At 47.9% G+C, this 18,298-nt stretch carries 14 protein-coding genes and 2 pseudogenes; 5 read left to right on the forward strand and 11 right to left on the reverse strand.

The annotated features are described in order from the left end of the window. Positions 1 to 276 precede the first annotated feature (276 nt). From CZ379_RS25000 to CZ379_RS25020, 5 genes are all read right to left on the reverse strand, one after another. Positions 277 to 2,169: a beta-N-acetylhexosaminidase gene (locus CZ379_RS25000; protein ID WP_110934106.1), complete on the reverse strand. Its 1,893-nt coding sequence runs from the start codon at positions 2,167 to 2,169 to the stop codon at positions 277 to 279. 88 nt (positions 2,170 to 2,257) lie between these two features. Next, a complete protein-coding gene (locus CZ379_RS25005; RefSeq protein ID WP_110934107.1) occupies positions 2,258 to 3,106 on the reverse strand; it encodes a helix-turn-helix domain-containing protein in 849 nt (282 codons plus the stop codon). 100 nt (positions 3,107 to 3,206) lie between these two features. After that, positions 3,207 to 3,929 carry an alpha/beta hydrolase gene (locus CZ379_RS25010; protein ID WP_199925772.1) on the reverse strand — a complete coding sequence of 241 codons (723 nt, stop codon included), beginning with the start codon at positions 3,927 to 3,929 and terminating at the stop codon, positions 3,207 to 3,209. A gap of 116 nt (positions 3,930 to 4,045) precedes the next feature. After that, complete coding sequence (locus CZ379_RS25015; RefSeq protein WP_110934109.1) at positions 4,046 to 5,278, reverse strand: GGDEF domain-containing protein; 1,233 nt, start codon at positions 5,276 to 5,278, stop codon at positions 4,046 to 4,048. A gap of 123 nt (positions 5,279 to 5,401) precedes the next feature. After that, entirely contained in the window at positions 5,402 to 6,571 is a 1,170-nt protein-coding gene (locus tag CZ379_RS25020) for an aminotransferase class I/II-fold pyridoxal phosphate-dependent enzyme (protein ID WP_110934110.1), read from the reverse strand. A gap of 265 nt (positions 6,572 to 6,836) precedes the next feature. On the opposite strand from CZ379_RS25020, the pseudogene CZ379_RS25025 reads away from it, so the two are divergent. Further along, positions 6,837 to 7,294, forward strand: a pseudogene (locus CZ379_RS25025) (amidohydrolase family protein); the annotation flags it as partial. Between the two features lie 67 nt (positions 7,295 to 7,361). Here the strand turns inward: CZ379_RS25025 and CZ379_RS25030 are convergent. From CZ379_RS25030 to CZ379_RS25040, 3 genes and pseudogenes are all read right to left on the reverse strand, one after another. After that, positions 7,362 to 9,947, reverse strand: coding sequence for a metallophosphoesterase (locus tag CZ379_RS25030; RefSeq protein ID WP_110934111.1), 2,586 nt, complete (start codon positions 9,945 to 9,947; stop codon positions 7,362 to 7,364). Between the two features lie 3 nt (positions 9,948 to 9,950). Continuing rightward, a pseudogene (locus tag CZ379_RS25035) lies at positions 9,951 to 11,218 on the reverse strand (class I SAM-dependent methyltransferase). A gap of 241 nt (positions 11,219 to 11,459) precedes the next feature. Beyond that, positions 11,460 to 12,245 (reverse strand): YheC/YheD family protein, encoded by a 786-nt coding sequence (locus tag CZ379_RS25040; protein WP_110934112.1) that lies wholly within the window; start codon positions 12,243 to 12,245, stop codon positions 11,460 to 11,462. Between the two features lie 159 nt (positions 12,246 to 12,404). Here CZ379_RS25040 and CZ379_RS25045 point away from each other — a divergent pair, with 159 nt between their 5' ends. The 3 genes from CZ379_RS25045 to CZ379_RS25055 are packed head-to-tail and all read left to right on the forward strand — an operon-like array spanning position 12,405 to position 15,630. Further along, positions 12,405 to 13,628, forward strand: a complete 1,224-nt coding sequence (locus CZ379_RS25045) for a phenylacetate--CoA ligase family protein (protein ID WP_110934113.1) — start codon at positions 12,405 to 12,407, stop codon at positions 13,626 to 13,628. A gap of 17 nt (positions 13,629 to 13,645) precedes the next feature. Then, positions 13,646 to 14,626, forward strand: a complete 981-nt coding sequence (gene sbnA / locus CZ379_RS25050; protein WP_110934114.1) for a 2,3-diaminopropionate biosynthesis protein SbnA — start codon at positions 13,646 to 13,648, stop codon at positions 14,624 to 14,626. Between the two features lie 14 nt (positions 14,627 to 14,640). Beyond that, positions 14,641 to 15,630 (forward strand): 2,3-diaminopropionate biosynthesis protein SbnB, encoded by a 990-nt coding sequence (locus CZ379_RS25055; protein WP_110934115.1) that lies wholly within the window; start codon positions 14,641 to 14,643, stop codon positions 15,628 to 15,630. 60 nt (positions 15,631 to 15,690) lie between these two features. Here the strand turns inward: CZ379_RS25055 and CZ379_RS25060 are convergent, their stop codons facing one another. Continuing rightward, positions 15,691 to 16,527 carry a YitT family protein gene (locus CZ379_RS25060; protein ID WP_110934116.1) on the reverse strand — a complete coding sequence of 279 codons (837 nt, stop codon included), beginning with the start codon at positions 16,525 to 16,527 and terminating at the stop codon, positions 15,691 to 15,693. A 267-nt stretch (positions 16,528 to 16,794) separates the two neighbouring features. Continuing rightward, positions 16,795 to 16,977: a hypothetical protein gene (locus tag CZ379_RS25065; RefSeq protein WP_110934117.1), complete on the reverse strand. Its 183-nt coding sequence runs from the start codon at positions 16,975 to 16,977 to the stop codon at positions 16,795 to 16,797. A 99-nt stretch (positions 16,978 to 17,076) separates the two neighbouring features. On the opposite strand from CZ379_RS25065, the gene CZ379_RS25070 reads away from it, so the two are divergent. Next, positions 17,077 to 17,280 carry a helix-turn-helix transcriptional regulator gene (locus CZ379_RS25070; RefSeq protein ID WP_110934118.1) on the forward strand — a complete coding sequence of 68 codons (204 nt, stop codon included), beginning with the start codon at positions 17,077 to 17,079 and terminating at the stop codon, positions 17,278 to 17,280. Positions 17,281 to 17,423: 143 nt separating this feature from the next. Here CZ379_RS25070 and CZ379_RS25075 read toward each other — a convergent pair whose 3' ends face one another. Further along, positions 17,424 to 18,287, reverse strand: coding sequence for a formylglycine-generating enzyme family protein (locus tag CZ379_RS25075; protein ID WP_110934119.1), 864 nt, complete (start codon positions 18,285 to 18,287; stop codon positions 17,424 to 17,426). Positions 18,288 to 18,298 lie beyond the last annotated feature (11 nt).

Raw genomic sequence — 18,298 nt, forward strand, 5'->3', positions numbered from 1 at the left:
TATTTTTCTCTACTCTACAATTCCAACATTCCCCACAAAGACTGAATTTGAATACGATTACAAAATCAATCTTTTGTGATTTGCTTTTATATTATCTAATTTCAACATTGTTCGACAATGTAGGGAAGCAGCTTGTTTTTGTATTTTTGATACTTTTACATTTGTGATGCAATTCGCAATTGAAGTATCGGTCTATCTTTTGTTTTTGCCAAAAGCAGCAAAAAACTCGCCAAATCTGTTTGGCGAGCTTTAAAGTTTATCTCGTATTTTCTATGGTTAAACTCCGGCTATAACCGAAGGCGTCGCAATCGTATGCCACAAATTGGCGCTCATCGCCTTTCTTTCTTCCTTATTTTCACGTCCGTCAAAATACAGAATCTCCTGCTCCAGCTCCTCAAGCTGCGTCAGCTCCCCCGACAGATAACTCTCAATGCGGCGGATTGCTGTTTCGATCCGCTGCAGCAAACCGCCCATGCGAAGGTCAAACACATCGAGACCAAAAATTTTGTTCTCATCCAGCCACTGCGCATGGTAGTCCGTGATGAACTGCTGCGCTCTTTGCTTCAATTCAGGCAGTACCACCTGGCCGTATTTTGCCAGAAGTTCCTGATTTTTGTTCAAATAAGCCATACGGATATTTATTCCCGCTTCGCATTTCAATTCCAAGAGACTGCTTAAGGCATGCTGCGTTTGGAAAATTTCCTGCCACTCCGGATTTCTTGACACACAATCAGCGAAAAACTCCGCACATTTCTTGAAATGAGCGGCATACACCTGAGGAATAACGTGCTTATCGAATAATCCGTACAGGACATCCTGGTACAGCAAATATTTGGGTGGATTGATCGAATGCGCATCGGACGAAGCATTATCCGGTACCAGCATCGTCATGTCCAGGTTCATAAAATCGTCATAGCTTCCGCCCGTACAAGTATTGAACCGCTTCTGTAGATACTCTGTATCGGCACGATTCGCATAACCCAGTTCCGCCCACAGCTGCAGCGCCGGCAGAATCGAATAGACTGAAGCTTCAGCCCCATTATCTCCCCAGGCCGTGATCAGTACTTCGCTTATGCCATACTTTACGCAGCTCGCATGGGCCATTTCGCCGATATAATTGCTGAAATGGCTGTTCGGCGAGAAGCCCATCCACTTCCAGGCTCCGCCCGCAAAAATAATCTGATCGCTAAGCTGCTTATGCTTTTTCAGCATGCCTTCGTATTTCTCCGGCTCCACCGAGTAATAATCCCAATACACGAGCGAGATATCGTCGGGAATCATGTCGATCACGTCCTGCCGGATCGGGCTGTCCACATCGTAATATTCCCCCGCACTGGCCAGGCGGAAGAACATATCGCTCCACATCATTGGCTTGTAGCCATATTTCCGGGCGATCTCCATCACTTTGTGAAAATGCTTCAGCATCAACACCGATCTTTCCTGGTAGCCATGCTTGTCAAGATATTTGCCGAGTCCCATCATATGGGCTTCATCCATCCCGATATTGATTCTGCGGCTCGTTAAATTTTCCGACATCGTCCGGAACATTGCGTCAATGAGCGCATAAGTCTTGTCTTCATTAATCAGCAGAATGTCGTTGCAGTCTACGATATCGGCAAATGCGCTCCACTTTAGCGCCGCACCCAAATGAGCCAGCGTCTGAATGCAGGGCACAAGCTCGATCCCGAACAAACGCGCATAGCGATCCATCGCCTGCATTTGCTCTCCGGTATATCTGCCACGCATATAGCCAAAGTAAGGATACTCCTCGATTTCATAAGTATCCTCGGTGTACAGCTGCACCGTCGTGTATCCCATCAGAGCCAGGCTTCTTATCAGCCTTTGGAAGGTCTCCACCTTCAGCACCGCATTTCTCGAGCAGTCGAGCATGACCCCAAGCTGTTCATAAGCAGGACATTCCGTGAGCACAAACGCCTCGCCCCGCTTCAGCCCCTCGATCATTAATCCTAACGCTCGGCAGATTTGAGAGTCATGCTGATATTTAATCGTCCCTGTCATACCATCAAAGCGTACATCGATGGATACCTCACTGGTTCGAGAAAATTGAACCGTTATCCCTTCATCCACAAGCTCTACGCCCAATAAAGGCATTATTTCCTTAACGCCCTCAAGCTGCGTTTCATTTAGACCTGCTAATTCCACCTTCATTGATTACGCCTCCCTAAAGAAGAAACCTGCAGCGTCATATGATATCGCTACAGGCCATCCGTCCTATCGTATTAACAATCGTAATCAATTATGAATGATCTAACAATGTAGGGATGACTCCCTTTTTTGTACTTTTGATACTTTTGCGGTATTCGCTTGGAGAGGTGTTGAATGAGCCTCGAAAAGTGTGGTTTAAATGAGGCGAATCACAGAACCCGCACTTTTGGGCAATTTGCTCAATGGTGTCGTCCGTCGTTTCCAGCAGTCTTTTTGCATGCATCAACCGCAGCTTTTTCACCATTTTCATAGGAGTGAGCCCATAAATCTCTTTAAAGACACGGCTAAAATAGACGGGATTCATATGGTAAATTTGCGCCAGCTCGTCGCGGGTAATATTCTCGTTCAGACGGCTCTCGATATAGTGAAGCACATTGTTGAAGCGGTCGGTAATGTAAAATTCATTCGGCGACCGTTTCCCGCCCAGTTTGGAACTCTCAATAATCTCATGAAGCAAGGATAAGGCCAGGAAGCTGCATTGCACGGATCGGTAATCGTTGCCCTCCTGCAGCCACATGCTCCTTAGTTCATCGAATTTCTTCTCGTACAGCTCTGGATTTCTAATCGTTACCACCTTGCCCATCGGATAGAAGCTAAAGAAGTCCACTTCCTCCATCACCTTCAAATCGATGTTGAACAGGTAGTGGATTCCATCCGTCTTCGAAATGACGTTAAACGGGAGATCGGGGCGGTGGATCATCACATCCCCCGTTTTGGCGATGTATTCCTTCCCCTCAAAGGTCGTGCTGACCTCCCCTTTTTTGATATAGGCAACCGTGCAGCAGGACTGGACATAATCAAAGATCACTCTAGACTTGTACTGGATTTTCTTCACATCGAACAACGTAATTTTCAGCTGATCGCTTACACTATACGACAAGAGAAGGCCTCCTTTGATGCGTGAAATAAATTAGTTTGACTATTAGGCTCTATCTACAAGTTTCTGCAATTAGAATAACACGTTTTTGCCCCGCAATCATTCACTTCTCTTCTTCTAAAATAAAAGTTATTATTCCCTCTACTGTCTGCCGCTGCTGTTCTTCCCGCGCGATCGACGCCATACCGTCTCCATCCTGCTCCCCGTAGTTGCCGAAATAGGCATGATTTCCTCCCTCGATGACATACTGGTTTGGGACATCGCCCAGCTTGGTCGTATCCAGGATCATGTCCTCGCTGCCATAAATAGCGAGCATGGGAAGCTCGGTTGGGCCGACGGGGTAAGCGCCAAGGAGTATCATTCCTTCCAACTTGTCAATATGTTTGCTGGCATAGCTGCTCGCCATCGCCCCGCCCAAGGAATGCCCGCTGATATACCAGCGCTTCACCTCGGGAAACTGCTCAAATACGTGATCCGCGGCATTAATATCAAATACAGCCAGGTTAAAGGGCATTTTCACTAGAATGCATGTAATTCCTTCCCGGGACAACTGCTCTAGCAGCGGAGCATAGGCTGTTGCCTCCACCTTGCCGCCAGGGTAGAAGATCATAGCGGTATCGCTGGCTTGCTGCTTCTCCGGGTAGAAGATCCACATCTTGTCCTTGCTAACAACGCTGTTCTCTTCGCCTGCTATAGCTTGTACTGCCGCTTCATCCGCCCGATAGTAATCGAGTGTATAAATATAAAAGACTCCAACGACAAGGAGTAAAAAGGCGAGAATACTGATTGCCGTAATTTTGAGTCTTTTTTTTGCTTTCGATTGCATAGTTAACCTCCCTATATTTACCAAATAAATCATTCATAAATTGAGGGTTTCGCCTTTCAGAAGCTTAAGTAACCATTCATTGGTACAATCGAAATGTGCTACTATCAATGAATTTGCTATTTACTCACACAGTTCCGGCCTTTTTTCTTGGCCCGGTACAAGGCCATGTCCGCCGACTTCATGACGGCATCCGGTTTCTTATGCTTCTCGCTCTTTTGAGCTAAGCCGATACTCACAGTGATGTAAATTTGCTTCCCGACTCTATTATTCCTTGCTTTACGCCGGGATTTGCTCTTGCCCTTCCCTTTCCGATTGCGCAGCGTAAAAGGACGTTTAGCTATCTGCTCCCTCAGCTGTTCCAGATGCGGCAGCGCATCCTGTACGCTTTTTCCCGGAAAGAGAATCGTGAATTCCTCACCGCCGTAACGGTAGGACTTTCCTCCGCCGGTCACGTCCTTGATCACCGAAGCCACCAGCTTAAGCGCCTCGTCCCCCGTGTCATGCCCATAGGTATCATTAAACTTCTTGAAATGGTCGATATCCAGCATGGCGATGACATAATTCATGCCCAGCTTCATCATATCCTGCTTCAGAGCTCGCCGCGATGGCAGGCCTGTAAGCTCATCCGTAAATGCCATCGAATACGAATCCTGGATGATCGAAGTTATCAGTACAATGCCAGAAACGGCAAAGAACACAGCGTACATCATCGGGTCGCGGTTCTCGTGCAGCACATAGAACAGGGCGCATAACACGGCAATAAACGAAATATCCTGAGATGATTTATATTTGACCTGCCTGATGATGAGTAGGATTAAAGCGATCAGGAAGATCGCGATGGACAGCTGGGTTACCGCTGTTATAGAAGTAAGGCTGACAGGGAGCACATCTTTTTTGATCAAAGAGAGAAGCCCGCCTTGCTCGGGACGCAGCAGCCATACTGAAATCAAGCCCTGAGAGAGGATGATTCCAATGCGGAGTACCCCCCATAGGCTTAATATTCCCCGTTCCCTAAATAGAGAGAACAACCCGATGTTCAGCGGGATCAGCAAGGAGATGATCCTATAAATATCATTCGCAGCAATCGGGAAAGACAGCTTCGTCATACCGGGCAAATATTCCATGGACGCCAAAACAAGGGCAAGTACGACGAGGATAAAAAGCTCCCTGCTCCGGTTGAATTTCCACGAGATAACTGCGCCCACGGCAAAAATTACATAGGGGGAAAGCTCGATAATATCCAGCTGCGCCTGTGCCAGCGTACTGGTTTCTTTATAGAAATAATAGGCCCCAGCCATTAGAACAAATGGGAGAACAAGCTTAAGGACGTTCTGAACCGTAGTCTTCAAGTAAATGATTCCCTTCGTGATGTTTTACTTTTGCTTCTATATATATCGGCTAAAGCAAAGCACCAACTTAGGAATGGCCTAAATATAACCGACCTAGAGCGGCCCCTCGGGCCCTTCTGGAATCTACACTTCTAAAATCCCGCTTTGGCGAACTGCCTCAACCGCCTGCTTCAGGTTCTCTTCCTCTTGAACTAAAGCCATTCGTACATATCCTTCCCCCGAAGGGCCAAAGGCGCTGCCCGGTGTGATGATAACCCCCGCTTGAGTGACCAAATCCATGACAAAATCCTCGGATGTGTCGTAATGGGAAGGAATCGCCGCCCAGACAAACATCGTTGCCTCCGGCTTATCTATCTTCCATCCCAGTGCATTCAACCCGTCGCAAAGAACATCTCTTCGGTACTCATAAGCTTTGCGCGTCGTCTCTACGCCGCTCTGATCCCCCGTTATCGCAGCAATCGCGGCTTGCTGGATTGGCAGAAACATGCCATAGTCCATGTTCGACTTTAGTATTTTCAGGCGGGAGACAACCTGCTCATTCCCCACACAAAAACCGATTCTTGCCCCTGCCAGCCCATAGGTTTTGGATAAGGAATTAAACTCGACACCGACCTCCTTCGCACCGGGGAAGGAAAGAAAGCTGCCGCAGCTTTTACCATCAAACACTAATTCGCTATAGGCATTATCATGAAGAACGATGATATCATATTTCTTTGCAAAAGCGATCAGATCAACGTAGAAGCTGTCCGGCGCCATCGCGCTGGTCGGATTGTTCGGATAGGACACCAGCATCAGCTTGGCTTGCTGCGCCACATGCTCGGGAATATCCTGCAAGTCGATCACATAGCCGTTTTCTTTTTTCTGCGGCATATAGTGAAGCTTCGCTCCGGCCAGCAGCGGCCCGTCTGCGAACACAGGGTAGCAGGGATCCGGCACCAGCACGATGTCTCCCTCATCCACAATGGACAATGAAATATGCGCCAGCCCTTCCTGCGAACCTAATAACGAACAGATTTCCGTCTTGGAGTTCAGCTCTACCTCATATCTTTCCCGATACCAGTCGCTTACCGCTTCCTGTAAAGCGCTTTGGTCGCTGAGTGCATACACATAGTTCCTTTCATCTGCGGCGGCCGAGCATAAAGCTTCGATGATATGCTTGCCCGGTGGAATATTCGGCGTGCCGATGCTTAGATCAATCACCGTTTCTCCGCGTTCCAATCTGCTGCGCTTTATATCTGATAATTTAGTGAAAATGCCTTCACCAAACCGATCCATTCTTTTTGCGAATTGCATCTTCTTTGCTCCTTTTTGGCTTGAACTATTATTCCTAAATCTTCATTCTTTTGCAGAATACCTCTAATTAATAAAAGGTTATCATAATAGCGGAGTCGAAACTATCCGTTATTTTGATAATAGACTTCTCCTGTTCAACGAATTATAATACAAAATACATTTAAAATACGAACATTAAGGCGGTATTTATGGATAATTATATGCAAATATTTCAAGGCACTGCTTTTTCCAGCAAATCCCCCCAAGAAATTCAAATCCTTAAGGATCAAACGCGTATTTTGCCAACAGCGTCATCCCAATCGCTCATCTTCATGCCAAAAACGTCGAGATCGGATTAGGCTCCGATATTTCCGGAGGCTTCTCGCCTAGCCTGTACGATAACATCAGACAAGCGGTCATCTCTTCAAGAATGCTGGAGGACGGCGTGATTACCTCCCTTCCGGCCAGTGAGCGCGGCGTACCCGGATCACGGATTACGATCCATGAGGCATTCTATCTGGCTACTGCCGGCGGCGGTGAAAGCTTAAGCCTGCCCATCGGCCGGATCGAGGAGAGCTATGACTGGGATGTACAGCTGATCGATACGAAGCTGCCATCCGCCAAATTACCGATTTTAATGATAAAGAAGATTTAGACGATGTGTTTCAGAAAATGATGTATTTGGTTAGACCTGAGCACATCCGCGAGGTGTGGGTGCAGGGTGAGAAGGTGCATTCGCGTTAGGAGACAGGGAACCCTCTATCCTATAAAAAGGTGTCCGAATCTTTTGTAGATTCGGACACCTTTGCGATTATAAGCGGGGATCGATTTCCCGCTCCTGCGCGACTTCAAACAGCAGGTTAGCAGCAATCTCTTGATAAACCTCGTTTTCTGGCGCAATCTCGCCAAACGGCACCGCGAGCATTCGCATGCCAAACTTATATTCGCTTAGCGAGGTGCGAAGCTTTGAGTGAATACTCTTTTGCTTGACCAGCTTGCGGTACTTATGCGGGAACTTATAGTCATATCCGTAAATGATCGACAGATAATCCGGATTCCGCACCTTCATATAAGGCACGGTATTTCCGCTCCATGCCTCTGGTTTGATGACGACCCCTTCCATATGGTTATCCAATGTCAGCTTGGAAAAGAACTTTTCTGCCTGCTCCAGATAGCCCGTCTCAGACAAGTTCAGCATGAGCGCCTCGTCCTCCGACACAAAAGCGTACATCTCAGAGGTTTTCCAGTCGGGAACTTGTTCCTTTCCATCCTCATATACAATTTTCAGAACGGTAAACGGCTTATACTCCATAGCCTCGTCTTTCGCATACAATTCCAATTGCCTTTTGTAAGTTTGATAGGCCGCCTGATGTTCGGATAGAGGAACGTAAGTATCCCGGATCTCATGGACGTATTTATAAGTTTGATACACACTGGAACCATATTTGTCGCTCAAAACAGACTTGGCCATATGGTGGTGATCCTTCTCAAATCCACTGTTCTCATATTCGGCTATGAGCTTATGGCAGGCATCCTCAAAACCGTTTTGCGCCAGGAATGCAAGCTCCGTCTCCAGCGCTCTCTCAATCGGTTTGAATTGCCGCTCGATCAATCCCTCGCCCAGCGCCTTCCACGGCATAAGCTCTCCATCAAGAACCAGCATGGCTATCTTATGCTCTTCCATATAACAGCCGAACTTCAGCAGAAGCCTGCCGTATATTCCCGTTAAATCCGCACGCTTGATTTTATAACCGTTCCGGCTCACTGCGAAGCACTGCTCTAGTTCCTTGTGCAGATAAATATTGCACCTTGATCCCATATATTTAGGCTGCAGGACAACCTGCTGAATACCGTGCTCCCTAAAATAATCGAGCCCACGCTTCAAGGATTCCAGTTCATTTGTCTCCATATTTTTATCTGCCGGGGACATCGTGCCCGAAATGAAATTGATTTTGTTTCGTGAGCAGTAGCGGAGTCTGCGGATGTCATCCTCCCCAAGGTCTCGTATGGTTACCTTTCGCTCCTCCTTGAACAGCGTTTGGAGTTCCTCGGTAATCACCGTTTGACTGGACTTCCGGGACTTCATAAACAGTCTATCCGAGATTCTGACCGAAGTCAGCAGGTTGCCGTGCACACTGCCCGTGTCGATGTGAATTTTATTCTTCATGCGGAAAGCCCGCTTGGCAGCAATATGCCCGAACACATGGTAAGGGTGATTCTTGACGGATTCCTTCTGCAGAAAAGCCAGCTGCTCCTCCAGCGGCGCTTCTCGATCAATTCGAAAGTTCCGTTGATTGCGGACGGAATTCGCATCCAGCTTCCCGATGTACTTATTGCGGCATGGGGCATGGGTCACATAGAAGGACGGCCCTCGTACTCCCACATATCGATAAAATGGCTTTGAAATCGAGACTAGATACTGAAATTTTTGCAGCAATTCCAAGTCGTTCATCAGAACTGCAGTCGAGTCAAAATACGTATGGAGCAGCTCCTGATCGACGCCAGCAATGTCCCCCTTCAAATATTTAGCAACGAAATTCTCGTGATTCCCCAGCACAAAGTAAAAATGCTCCTCGTTATTATGCAGAAAGTGAATGATTTCTTTAGTTTGTTTGCCTTTGTCGATCCAGTCCCCGAGCAGAACAATTTTGGTGCGCTTCAGCTTATCCGTCACAATAAGCCTGCCCTCATCGATCTTATACCCATAATCGAGCAAGAGCCCTTGCAGATCATCCACACATTCATGAACGTCGCCAATAATAATATATTGTTGATCCTGAGGGAGTATCGTTGCCAAGTAAGCGTCCAAATCCTCAATAATAATGTTGTATTCCGGATTGGCCTTGCCTTCTTCAATCAAATAAAAATCTTTAGCGCGCACCTTATGGATCTTGCCATATCCCTCTCGAGCCAACGAACCAAGAACGTCCTTCTTCAACCGATTGATATGGTTCGCAATCAGCTTCTTGGAGCGCTCCGATGCATAATAATCATCTCGCCGTCTATAATCGAAGACAATCACTTCGAGATTATAGTTATTCTGAAACGCAATTTCCTTCACCTTTGCCCGAAAATCCTCAGACAACCCGGTTGTATCAACAACGACAAACTCCGCATTGATCGGAAATGACGTCGCCATCTTCAATCTTTCAAATAGCAAATGAAACGCTTGCTCGCTAGCCTCAAGCATGAGCTGATCATACTTATCGTATTCGTACCCCAGCACCTCCTGGCGAATCTGGTCGGAGGACAAATATTGAATGTTGGCCTTAGCCTGCCGACTGCCATCCTCAAAACGCAGTCCGGGAATCAATACTTCCGTGGCAAATGTCGTCTTGCCGCACTCTGTAGACCCGATCAGCATGAAAATCGTATGAACCCTCGTTTGGATATCCACTGGTCAGGCCCCCCTTTTCTTAATAATTACGCCCTGCGTAGTCCTGATATTGTTGACGCCGTCTCCAACAGCTACAAATTCGGCATGTAGATTTGTCCCCGTCTTCTGAACCACATCACACATCCATTGCCGAAAAATTCCCCCATCTCCCACTTGTGATCGTCATGCCGGAAGCCGCTTAATTCGTAATAACGGTTGAAATCAGCGTTGGGCGTTGTAATAATGAAGCGATCAAAATCAACATGCCTGCAAATTTGATGAATCAGTTGTTTTGCCTCGGCTTCATTCATATGCTCGATCACCTCTGTTAAAATCACATCCACGACTTCATCGTTGTAGCATTCCAGGAACTGATCAATGGAGCCAAGGGTAATGATGTTGTCAAGCTGTTTAGCTTCGGCTTTATGCTTTACCTTCTCCAGCACCTCTTCGTTGATATCGACCGCATAGTAGCTGCCCTCGATTTTGCCGGCAAAGGAAATGGCATAGTAGCCTTCTCCACAGCCCACATCTAAAATCGGCTTATCGAAGGTCAACTCGCTGCCGATATAATTTCTCCTTTGCAGCGCTGTTCCTCCATAAGCAAACTGAATATCGTATCGCTCCGTTTTTTCTAGCTCCGCCTTATACTTTTGAAACCGAGCCCGAGAAGACAAGAAATTGCGCACAAACAAGCTGCGAATATAAAACGGTGCATCCATCACATTCACACTCTTGATGTACTTATCCAGAATGCTGTCCGAAATATCAATGTATTCGTTGCCGAACATCGAGAGGAATAGGCACAGCACACTTACGGCATGAAGGAGTTGATACAGGCTTTTCTTCGTTGTAACTGTAAGCGAAAAACTCTTATGAGCCCGATGTACGATTTCGAAAGAAAAATCCTTCAAATGCTTCTCGAAAAACTCAACATACCGCAGCAATTCAATATGTATCATGTTGATGAAGAAGGTATGCTCGTACCCTTCTATGTCTCTATCATCCTGAACCTTTAGGGGCGCTGAGAAAAATTCATTTATCGCATTTAGCGGAAATAAAGGCGTGTTATATCTGGATACATTCAAATATTCAAAGTTCTCCTGCTCATGCTGCTTGTAGGAAATTTCATTATCGGCATCCTTGAAATATACGTTGTAGCTCTGCTCATTAGAGTACCAGCCGTAGGCCATGCCCTTGCGGATCGAACGAAGCATCATGCCGGAATGCGGATTTTTCTTAATCAAGAATGAAAACTGGGGGTTGGTGGAGCTCACCTGCACTATCGCCATTTGAACCTACTCCTAACTTACATATTAATAACCTTGCTGCGTCTGAATGTATTGTCGTTGATTTGGAAGCTGGCGAACAGGGCGAAAGTATTACGAGCAGGAACGCAAGCACGATTATATAGACGGAAAGAAGCCAGAATCTATCGCCCCGGCTTCCATTTACAGGTATGTTGAAATTATCCTTCTTGGCGTTGCTTCTAGATGTTTAAGGACAGATTTATTCTGCCGTAAACTCCGGCGGCTATAGGCCGCGTTTGGCTTTTTTGCAAACCAGCTTATAAGTCTTACCGTATGCTTTGCCATACCGGACGATCCGCCGAACGACACTCTGATCCTTCAGCAGCGTGAATGGAGCCGCATCAGGCAATGTGTTCACTTCAAGAATCCACGGCTTTAGGCTGCTGTCGATGGCATAATCGAGGCCAAGCTCCTTAATGCCAGAAAATGCGCCCCGCAGCCGCTTCACGGTTCGGTGGGCAAGATCATCCATGCGGCGGTACAATTCCTTGCGTTTTACCGCTCCGGCAAACTGGCGCAATACGTCATCGGTTGCATAAATCGTACCGCCCTGACTTCCATTCGTCACGATTTTACGGGGATGTGCCACTCTGGTAAACGTGCCGGTCGTTTCAAACCCGCCCCAAGGCGTCCGCTGAATCATCAGCCTGATATCGAATGGACGCCCTCTATGCTTAAGCAGCCAAATCCCCTTCTGAACGACATACCGCTCGCCCTTCATCTCCTTGCTTATAGCGGCGTAGGCCTGGTCATAGGTTGCGAATGCCCGCTTACGCTCGCCAAGCTGGTATGCATATCTCCGCTCTCCGAATTTGCGCATCTCTACCCTCATGACGCCCCGTCCCTTCGACCCGCTAACTGGCTTCACGTAGACCATGCCGTACTTCAATAGCATGCTGAGCAGTCGCTCCTTCGTGGCGATTCTTGCCGGCGGCATATGCTGCCGCAGCATGGTTTCCTTCCGCATAATTACGTCCTTGCTCCATTTATCCTTCCGGCGATGCCTCATTCGATCCCTCCATTTCTCATTTACTCCTAGCATACGTACCAATCAAAAAAATGGATGTAGGCTGTTGTCGGCACCAGATGAACCGAACCGCCATATGCTTTACTAATTGGCAGCTGAATGAAGCTGTGTCCATTACTATGTTTAGGAGGTCTAGAGAAGATGCTCACTCCCTCGCTTCAACAACAACTGGCTCGCATCATTCAGTTGCATCCCGGTTACGGCGATTTGTTAAATGAGCTGGGCATTCCGCCCCAGAATACGGCCTTGTTCGGGCTCCCGCTCCTGACCGAGGATCGCCTATATAAGATCTATTATCAACAAGAGCCGCGGACAGAGGCCGGCCTTACAGCCTACCGGACATCCGGAACCTCTACCGGAATACGCAAAACGATCTATTATTCCCCGGAGGATGAGAAGCACTATCGGAATGCCAAGATCGCCTGCTACCGTACATGGCTTGCATCCAGTCCTTTGCGGATAAGCAAGGCTTTTTCGGATGTGGGCACCGGACATGCGGCGAGCACCGCCAATGCGATTTTTCGCGAGTTGGGCCTGCAGACGGAATCCATCTCCTTCTCGGTGCCTATTGAAGAGCATATCGCCCAGATTAACGCATTCAAGCCTGAGCTGCTGTATACGATGCCTTCCATTCTGGAAGCCATTGCCCGGGCCGCCCAAAACCCTGCCGCGCTTGGCATTCGCAAAATCATTCTCGTCGGAGAAATGGCTTCCCCCTCCTGGCAGGCCAATATGGCAGCTCGCTTCGACATCGGAGCGCAGGATATTCTCGATACGTATGGCTCCATCGAGGTTGGGGCGATCGCCTCCTATTCCCATCAGCATGGGGCCTATCTGTTCGCTGACGGGATCATCGCGGAGACGATCCCCTCCGAACAGCTCGATCCAGGCTTCGAGCCGCTGGAGGACAGCGAGGGCGTACTCGTATTAACCTCCAGCAAGCGCAGCTTGTTCCCTGTCATCCGTTATGTCACCTACGATGTAGTGCGCGATTTCCGCACCATGGAAATTGACGGCGTGATGCGGCAGGCATTTACGTGTATTTCCAAGCGAATCGGCAGCGAGCTCAAGCATGGCGAGAAAATCAGCTTATACGACATCGAGCATGTCGTGCACAGCTACGTCCAGGATGCCGAACTGCGCGTCAGCGTAAGTGACAACAAGCTGACCGTCCGCATACGCAGCGAATCGCTTAATAATGAACTGCTAAGCTCCATCCGTCATGCGATAGAGCATACGATTGAAGCGATCGGACTGATGATCGAAAACCATATGCTTGATCGTATTGAAGTAATTTCCGTGAATGAGAATGAATCCTTTCACCAAGCGAACTGTTCGGTGAAGTCTAAAAAATTGTATAGCTAGGAGGCGTAATGCCATCCATGACCAAAGATTGGCTTTCTTGCATCGGCAATACCCCGCTTGTCCAGCTCTCCCGGTTGTTTGCGAACGAACGCGGTATTGCCGTCCATGCCAAGCTTGAAATGCTGAATCCAAACGGCAGCGCCAAAGATCGTCCTGCAGCGCGTATGATTTCCGCTGCGCTGGAGAAGGGCTTGATCGGCCCAGGCTCGGTCATTATCGAATCCAGCTCGGGCAATATGGCGATCAGTCTGGCTGCCATCTGCTCCCAGCTCGGTATGCGCTTTATTAGCGTTGTCGATCCAAAAACAACGGCTCAAAATATTCGCATCATGCGAGCCTATGGGGCCGAAATCGAATTGGTACAGCAGCCTGACCCCATAACCGGCGAGTTTTTGCCGGCCAGGCTGAACAAGGTCAAGCACCTTGTTCAGCGTATCCCGAACAGCTTCTGGCCCAACCAATACGGGAATGAAAACAACTACTTATCACATCGGGACGGAACAATGCGGGAAATTGCCGCCGAGCTGGGCCAAGTCGATTATGTTGTAGGCGGCCTCAGCACCTGCGGGACAATGCTGGGCTGCGCAACCTTCATCAAGGAACAGCGGTTGGATACTAAAATCGTCGCCGTCGATGCGGTCGGAAGCGTCATACTTGGCGGAACAAAAGGCAAGCGCTTCTTCCCCGGCCTTGGCGCCGGCATCGTTCCCCCGTTTAACCAAAGCAAATTTACCGACTACGCCATTCAGGTCAAGGAAGCCGATATGGCTGCGGGCTGCCGCATGCTTGTACAGCATGAAGCCATCCTCGCTGGCCCTTCTTCGGGTGCGGTTATATATGCCCTTAAAGAAGTGTTGTTCCACGAAATACCGGATGGTTCAGTATGCGCCGTAATTCTTCATGACCGCGGCGAGCGGTATATGGATACGGTGTATAACGAAGAGTGGGTAGCGCAGCATCTAAACGCAGACCTTTCTTCATTCGATCTTCATAAATAGAAAGGGGCAGGCCCATGCTATATTTGGACAATAACCATCTGCAGGCCATCGGGCACTGCTGGGGGGAACTGGAGAGCCGTATTGTCGCGGCGCTGCGCCTTATGGATTCAGGCGACTATGCGCAGCCCATTAAGCCTTATCTCCGCTACGGCAATCCGGCTAACCGAATCATTGCGATGCCCGCCTACGCTGGGGGAGCAGTACAGGCAGCAGGCCTGAAATGGATCGCCAGTTTTCCCGGCAATACGTTGAACGGACTGCCCCGAGCCCATAGCGTGCTATTGCTGAATAAACCCGATACAGGCGTTCCTTACGCCATGCTGAACTCCCCGCTGCCGAGCGTGGCCAGAACGGTTGCCGTGAGTGCGGTCATGCTGCGTCATTTTTTGCAAGCACGCCCTGTTGTAAAGCGGATACGAATTGGCATCATTGGCTTCGGACCGATTGGCCAGCATCATTATGACATGTGCGGAAAGCTGTTCGGAGAATGGATTGACGAGATTCTTATCTACGATATTAAAGCGCTTAAGCCGGAGACGCCGATTATCCAAGAAGCCGATGCAAGCTACCGCAGGCGCACACGGCTAGCCGAAAGCTGGGAGGAGCTTTACAGCAACTGCAACGTCATCATAACGTGTACTGTTAGCGATGATCGTTACATCGACCAGCCACCGCTTGCTGGCAGTCTGTTGCTTGATGTGTCGCTACGCGATTATAAAGCAGCGGCTCTGGAGCAAATACAGTTCGTTGTCGTCGATGATTGGGATGAGGTATGCCGTGAAAATACCGATATTGAGCTGCTGCACCTGGAACGGGGACTTACGAAGAACGATACATGTTCGCTGGCCGATGTCGTGTGCCGAGGTGCTCTGGGGAAACTTGCCGCGGATGAGTCTGTTTTATTTTGCCCAATGGGGATGGCCGTGTTCGATATCGCCACAGCAGCCTACTGGGTGGAGAAAGCAAAGTCGCTCGGGGTGGGATTGGATTTAGGGATGGCTTAGAACGCAAGCTATTGGCCGCTATCCCCCTCTCTATAGGGGGAAGCGGCTGGGCATAATCTGTTACTTGGATAGCTTAAGGAAGCCCTCACCAAAGACATCGCGAACATCCTGGATCGTAATAAATGCATTCATATCCTCGGCGCGGACAATCTCTTTGAGCGTAGGAACCTCCTTCTTGCAGATGATGATATACAGAATTTCTTTGGTATCCTTCGTATAATATCCGTATCCGGACAGCACGGTTACCCCGCGATCCATCTTGTCAACTACATGGCGCGCAATTTGATCCTGCTTGGCAGAAATAATGGTGACCGCCTTCTTGGGATTGAGCCCTTCAATGATAAAATCCATCACTTTGGTAGCGGTAAACAGCAATACAATCGTGCTCATCAAGCCTTTGGCTCCAATAATGAAAACCGAGGAGCAGGCTACAATCAGATCAAAGAACAAAAGCCCATAGCTGATGTTCCAATCGAGATACTTGTTGGTAATCCTCGCTAGAATGACACTTCCTGCCGTTGTACCGCCCACGCGGACAATCAGGCCGATCCCAGCCCCGGCGAATATTCCGCCGAAGATTGTGTTGATCCACAGCTCATTGGAATCAATACTCCACCCCGCCGTCAAATGCAGGAAAATCGAATTGAGCACCACGGCAATAATTGTATAGAGCATGGTTTTCTTATCCAGGAATTTATAGCCGACAATGAGCAGTATCCCGTTCAGGATCAGGTTCATCAGCCCCGGTGACCAGCCGAACAAATAGTAGAAAATGATGGTCAGCCCCGTAACCCCGCCTTCGCCCAGATCATTGGGGATGACAAATAAATTCACCGCAAGCGCAAACAAGAAAGCCCCCACGATGAGTGAGGACATGTCCGTAATTCTTTTTTTCATCTAACACTCCGTCCAATCTCTCTAAGAATCAACCTATGCTGTCATTTGAATCACGTCAACAGGTTGTGCACTTCCTGATTCTATCATGCGGCTCACGAATTTAGTATATGGTAAATCATAGTATGTATAAATGTTCATTTTCTACTCCTCTTCGTTCGATCCGCACCAGAAAAGATAGCCTCGAAAGCCAAGCCTTCTTCACTACGAAGCTTACTCAGTTTAGGATAACGCTCGATTCCAGCCATACCCCCCTCTAACCATTCGAGTTTATCTTGAACGCCGTTTAAGTCTAACCCGTTTGTGTAGCTGGACAATCAGTTCATCCACTCTTCTACTTTGATCTTGTAGCGCGTCGTTTTCGTGCAACGGAATTCCATCCGTCAAAGATTCGTTGCCTAGTTGATTTAACTTTTGTTTTTCAACCTCAAATAATTCACTCCACTCTTTCATCCACTCATCTCCTTATTTAAATCAAGACGATGATTATCATTGATTAATTCGTATGAACATACGTATTTGTACAAAATCGGGGAAACACTAAGAGTAAATATGAGTGATTACGATAAAAAAGCTGTAGGTGAACGTATCCGCTCTCGGCGAAAGGCTCTGGAGATTTCTCAAGAGGATTTTGCAGAACGAATAGGTCGTGTCCCTAAATTTTGCGCCGATATTGAACGTGGCCAAACTGGAATGTCGATTGAAATCAAAGATGCCTATGCCCTATTGAGACTCTTCCTTACGGCTATTCGATAGGTAAGGGCTCCCAAACAACCTTATCCAGGTTCTCCTTTGATTTAGGATTGATCTCCTTGTGAAAGGAACGATCTAAAGACGCTCAAATTCATTTGTCGAGCGTCTTTATTATTTTATTGATTATCAATGTAGCTCATCCCCGTCTACTCTCCACGCACTACGCGGAAGCCTTGATCAGGCCCGAAGCCGCTAGCCTCGAACTTGCCCCGAAAGGATATTTCATTGTTCTTGACGTCACCGATCCAACCACCGCCCTTCACCACTCGAAAAGCTCCATTATCGCTATCCAAATTATCCTCTCCGTACCAGTCCCAGCACCATTCCCTGACATTCCCTGACATATCGTAAAGCCCTAGCTCGTTGGGCTTCTTGCCGCCCGCAGATTTTGTTTTGTTTTTGTTGCTTTCTATTTTGGGCCAATTCCAATCTCCGGATAAGTACTTATCGCCTGCATTTCTCCAATACCATGCCACTTCATCTGCATTATTGTTTCCGCTATAGGTGTAGCTTTTACTAGCCTGGCCTCCACTTGCCGCATATTCCCACTCGGCTTCCGTCGGCAATCGATAACCATTAGCCTCTACATTGATCGTTACTGTCCATTTTATAGGATCATGCTCACTCTTATTATTCCGATCCACTTTATTCTTGTTTATATTGTAATAAGGTTCCAAGCCCTCTTGAATACTGCGTTGATTACAGTACTCAACAGCGTCGTACCAGCTTACCATCTCTACCGGCAAATGATCGCCTTGGAATCCTGAGGGGTTGCTTCCCATGACCTCCATCCACTCTTTCTGCGTCACCTCATATTTACCGATATAAAAACTTGATATAGCTTCCTTCCTGCCATAATAGTTGGAATTTTTATTTATAAAAGCTCCGCCCTGAACGAATATTAAACTATCATTCTTTACAGGCATTGCATTCTTTTCAGGTTTTTCTTGCGAACAAGCGCTAAGCACAAATATGATCGCTACTAAAGAGGATATGAATTGTTTTCTCATGGATAGGTCTC

Origin of the sequence: Paenibacillus bouchesdurhonensis, assembly GCF_900155685.1 — a bacterium.
In the GTDB taxonomy this organism is placed as follows: domain Bacteria; phylum Bacillota; class Bacilli; order Paenibacillales; family Paenibacillaceae; genus Fontibacillus; species Fontibacillus bouchesdurhonensis.

Coding starts and splice junctions, on each gene's coding strand:
- CZ379_RS25065 (WP_110934117.1), bottom strand. CDS start 16,977: ATGAAAGAGTGGAGTGAATTATTTGAGGTTGAAAAACAAAAGTTAAAT.
- CZ379_RS25020 (WP_110934110.1), bottom strand. CDS start 6,571: ATGCAATTCGCAAAAAGAATGGATCGGTTTGGTGAAGGCATTTTCACT.
- CZ379_RS25055 (WP_110934115.1), top strand. CDS start 14,641: ATGCTATATTTGGACAATAACCATCTGCAGGCCATCGGGCACTGCTGG.
- CZ379_RS25070 (WP_110934118.1), top strand. CDS start 17,077: ATGAGTGATTACGATAAAAAAGCTGTAGGTGAACGTATCCGCTCTCGG.
- CZ379_RS25010 (WP_199925772.1), bottom strand. CDS start 3,929: ATGCAATCGAAAGCAAAAAAAAGACTCAAAATTACGGCAATCAGTATT.
- CZ379_RS25040 (WP_110934112.1), bottom strand. CDS start 12,245: ATGAGGCATCGCCGGAAGGATAAATGGAGCAAGGACGTAATTATGCGG.
- CZ379_RS25060 (WP_110934116.1), bottom strand. CDS start 16,527: ATGAAAAAAAGAATTACGGACATGTCCTCACTCATCGTGGGGGCTTTC.
- CZ379_RS25000 (WP_110934106.1), bottom strand. CDS start 2,169: ATGAAGGTGGAATTAGCAGGTCTAAATGAAACGCAGCTTGAGGGCGTT.
- CZ379_RS25075 (WP_110934119.1), bottom strand. CDS start 18,287: ATGAGAAAACAATTCATATCCTCTTTAGTAGCGATCATATTTGTGCTT.
- sbnA (WP_110934114.1), top strand. CDS start 13,646: ATGACCAAAGATTGGCTTTCTTGCATCGGCAATACCCCGCTTGTCCAG.
- CZ379_RS25045 (WP_110934113.1), top strand. CDS start 12,405: ATGCTCACTCCCTCGCTTCAACAACAACTGGCTCGCATCATTCAGTTG.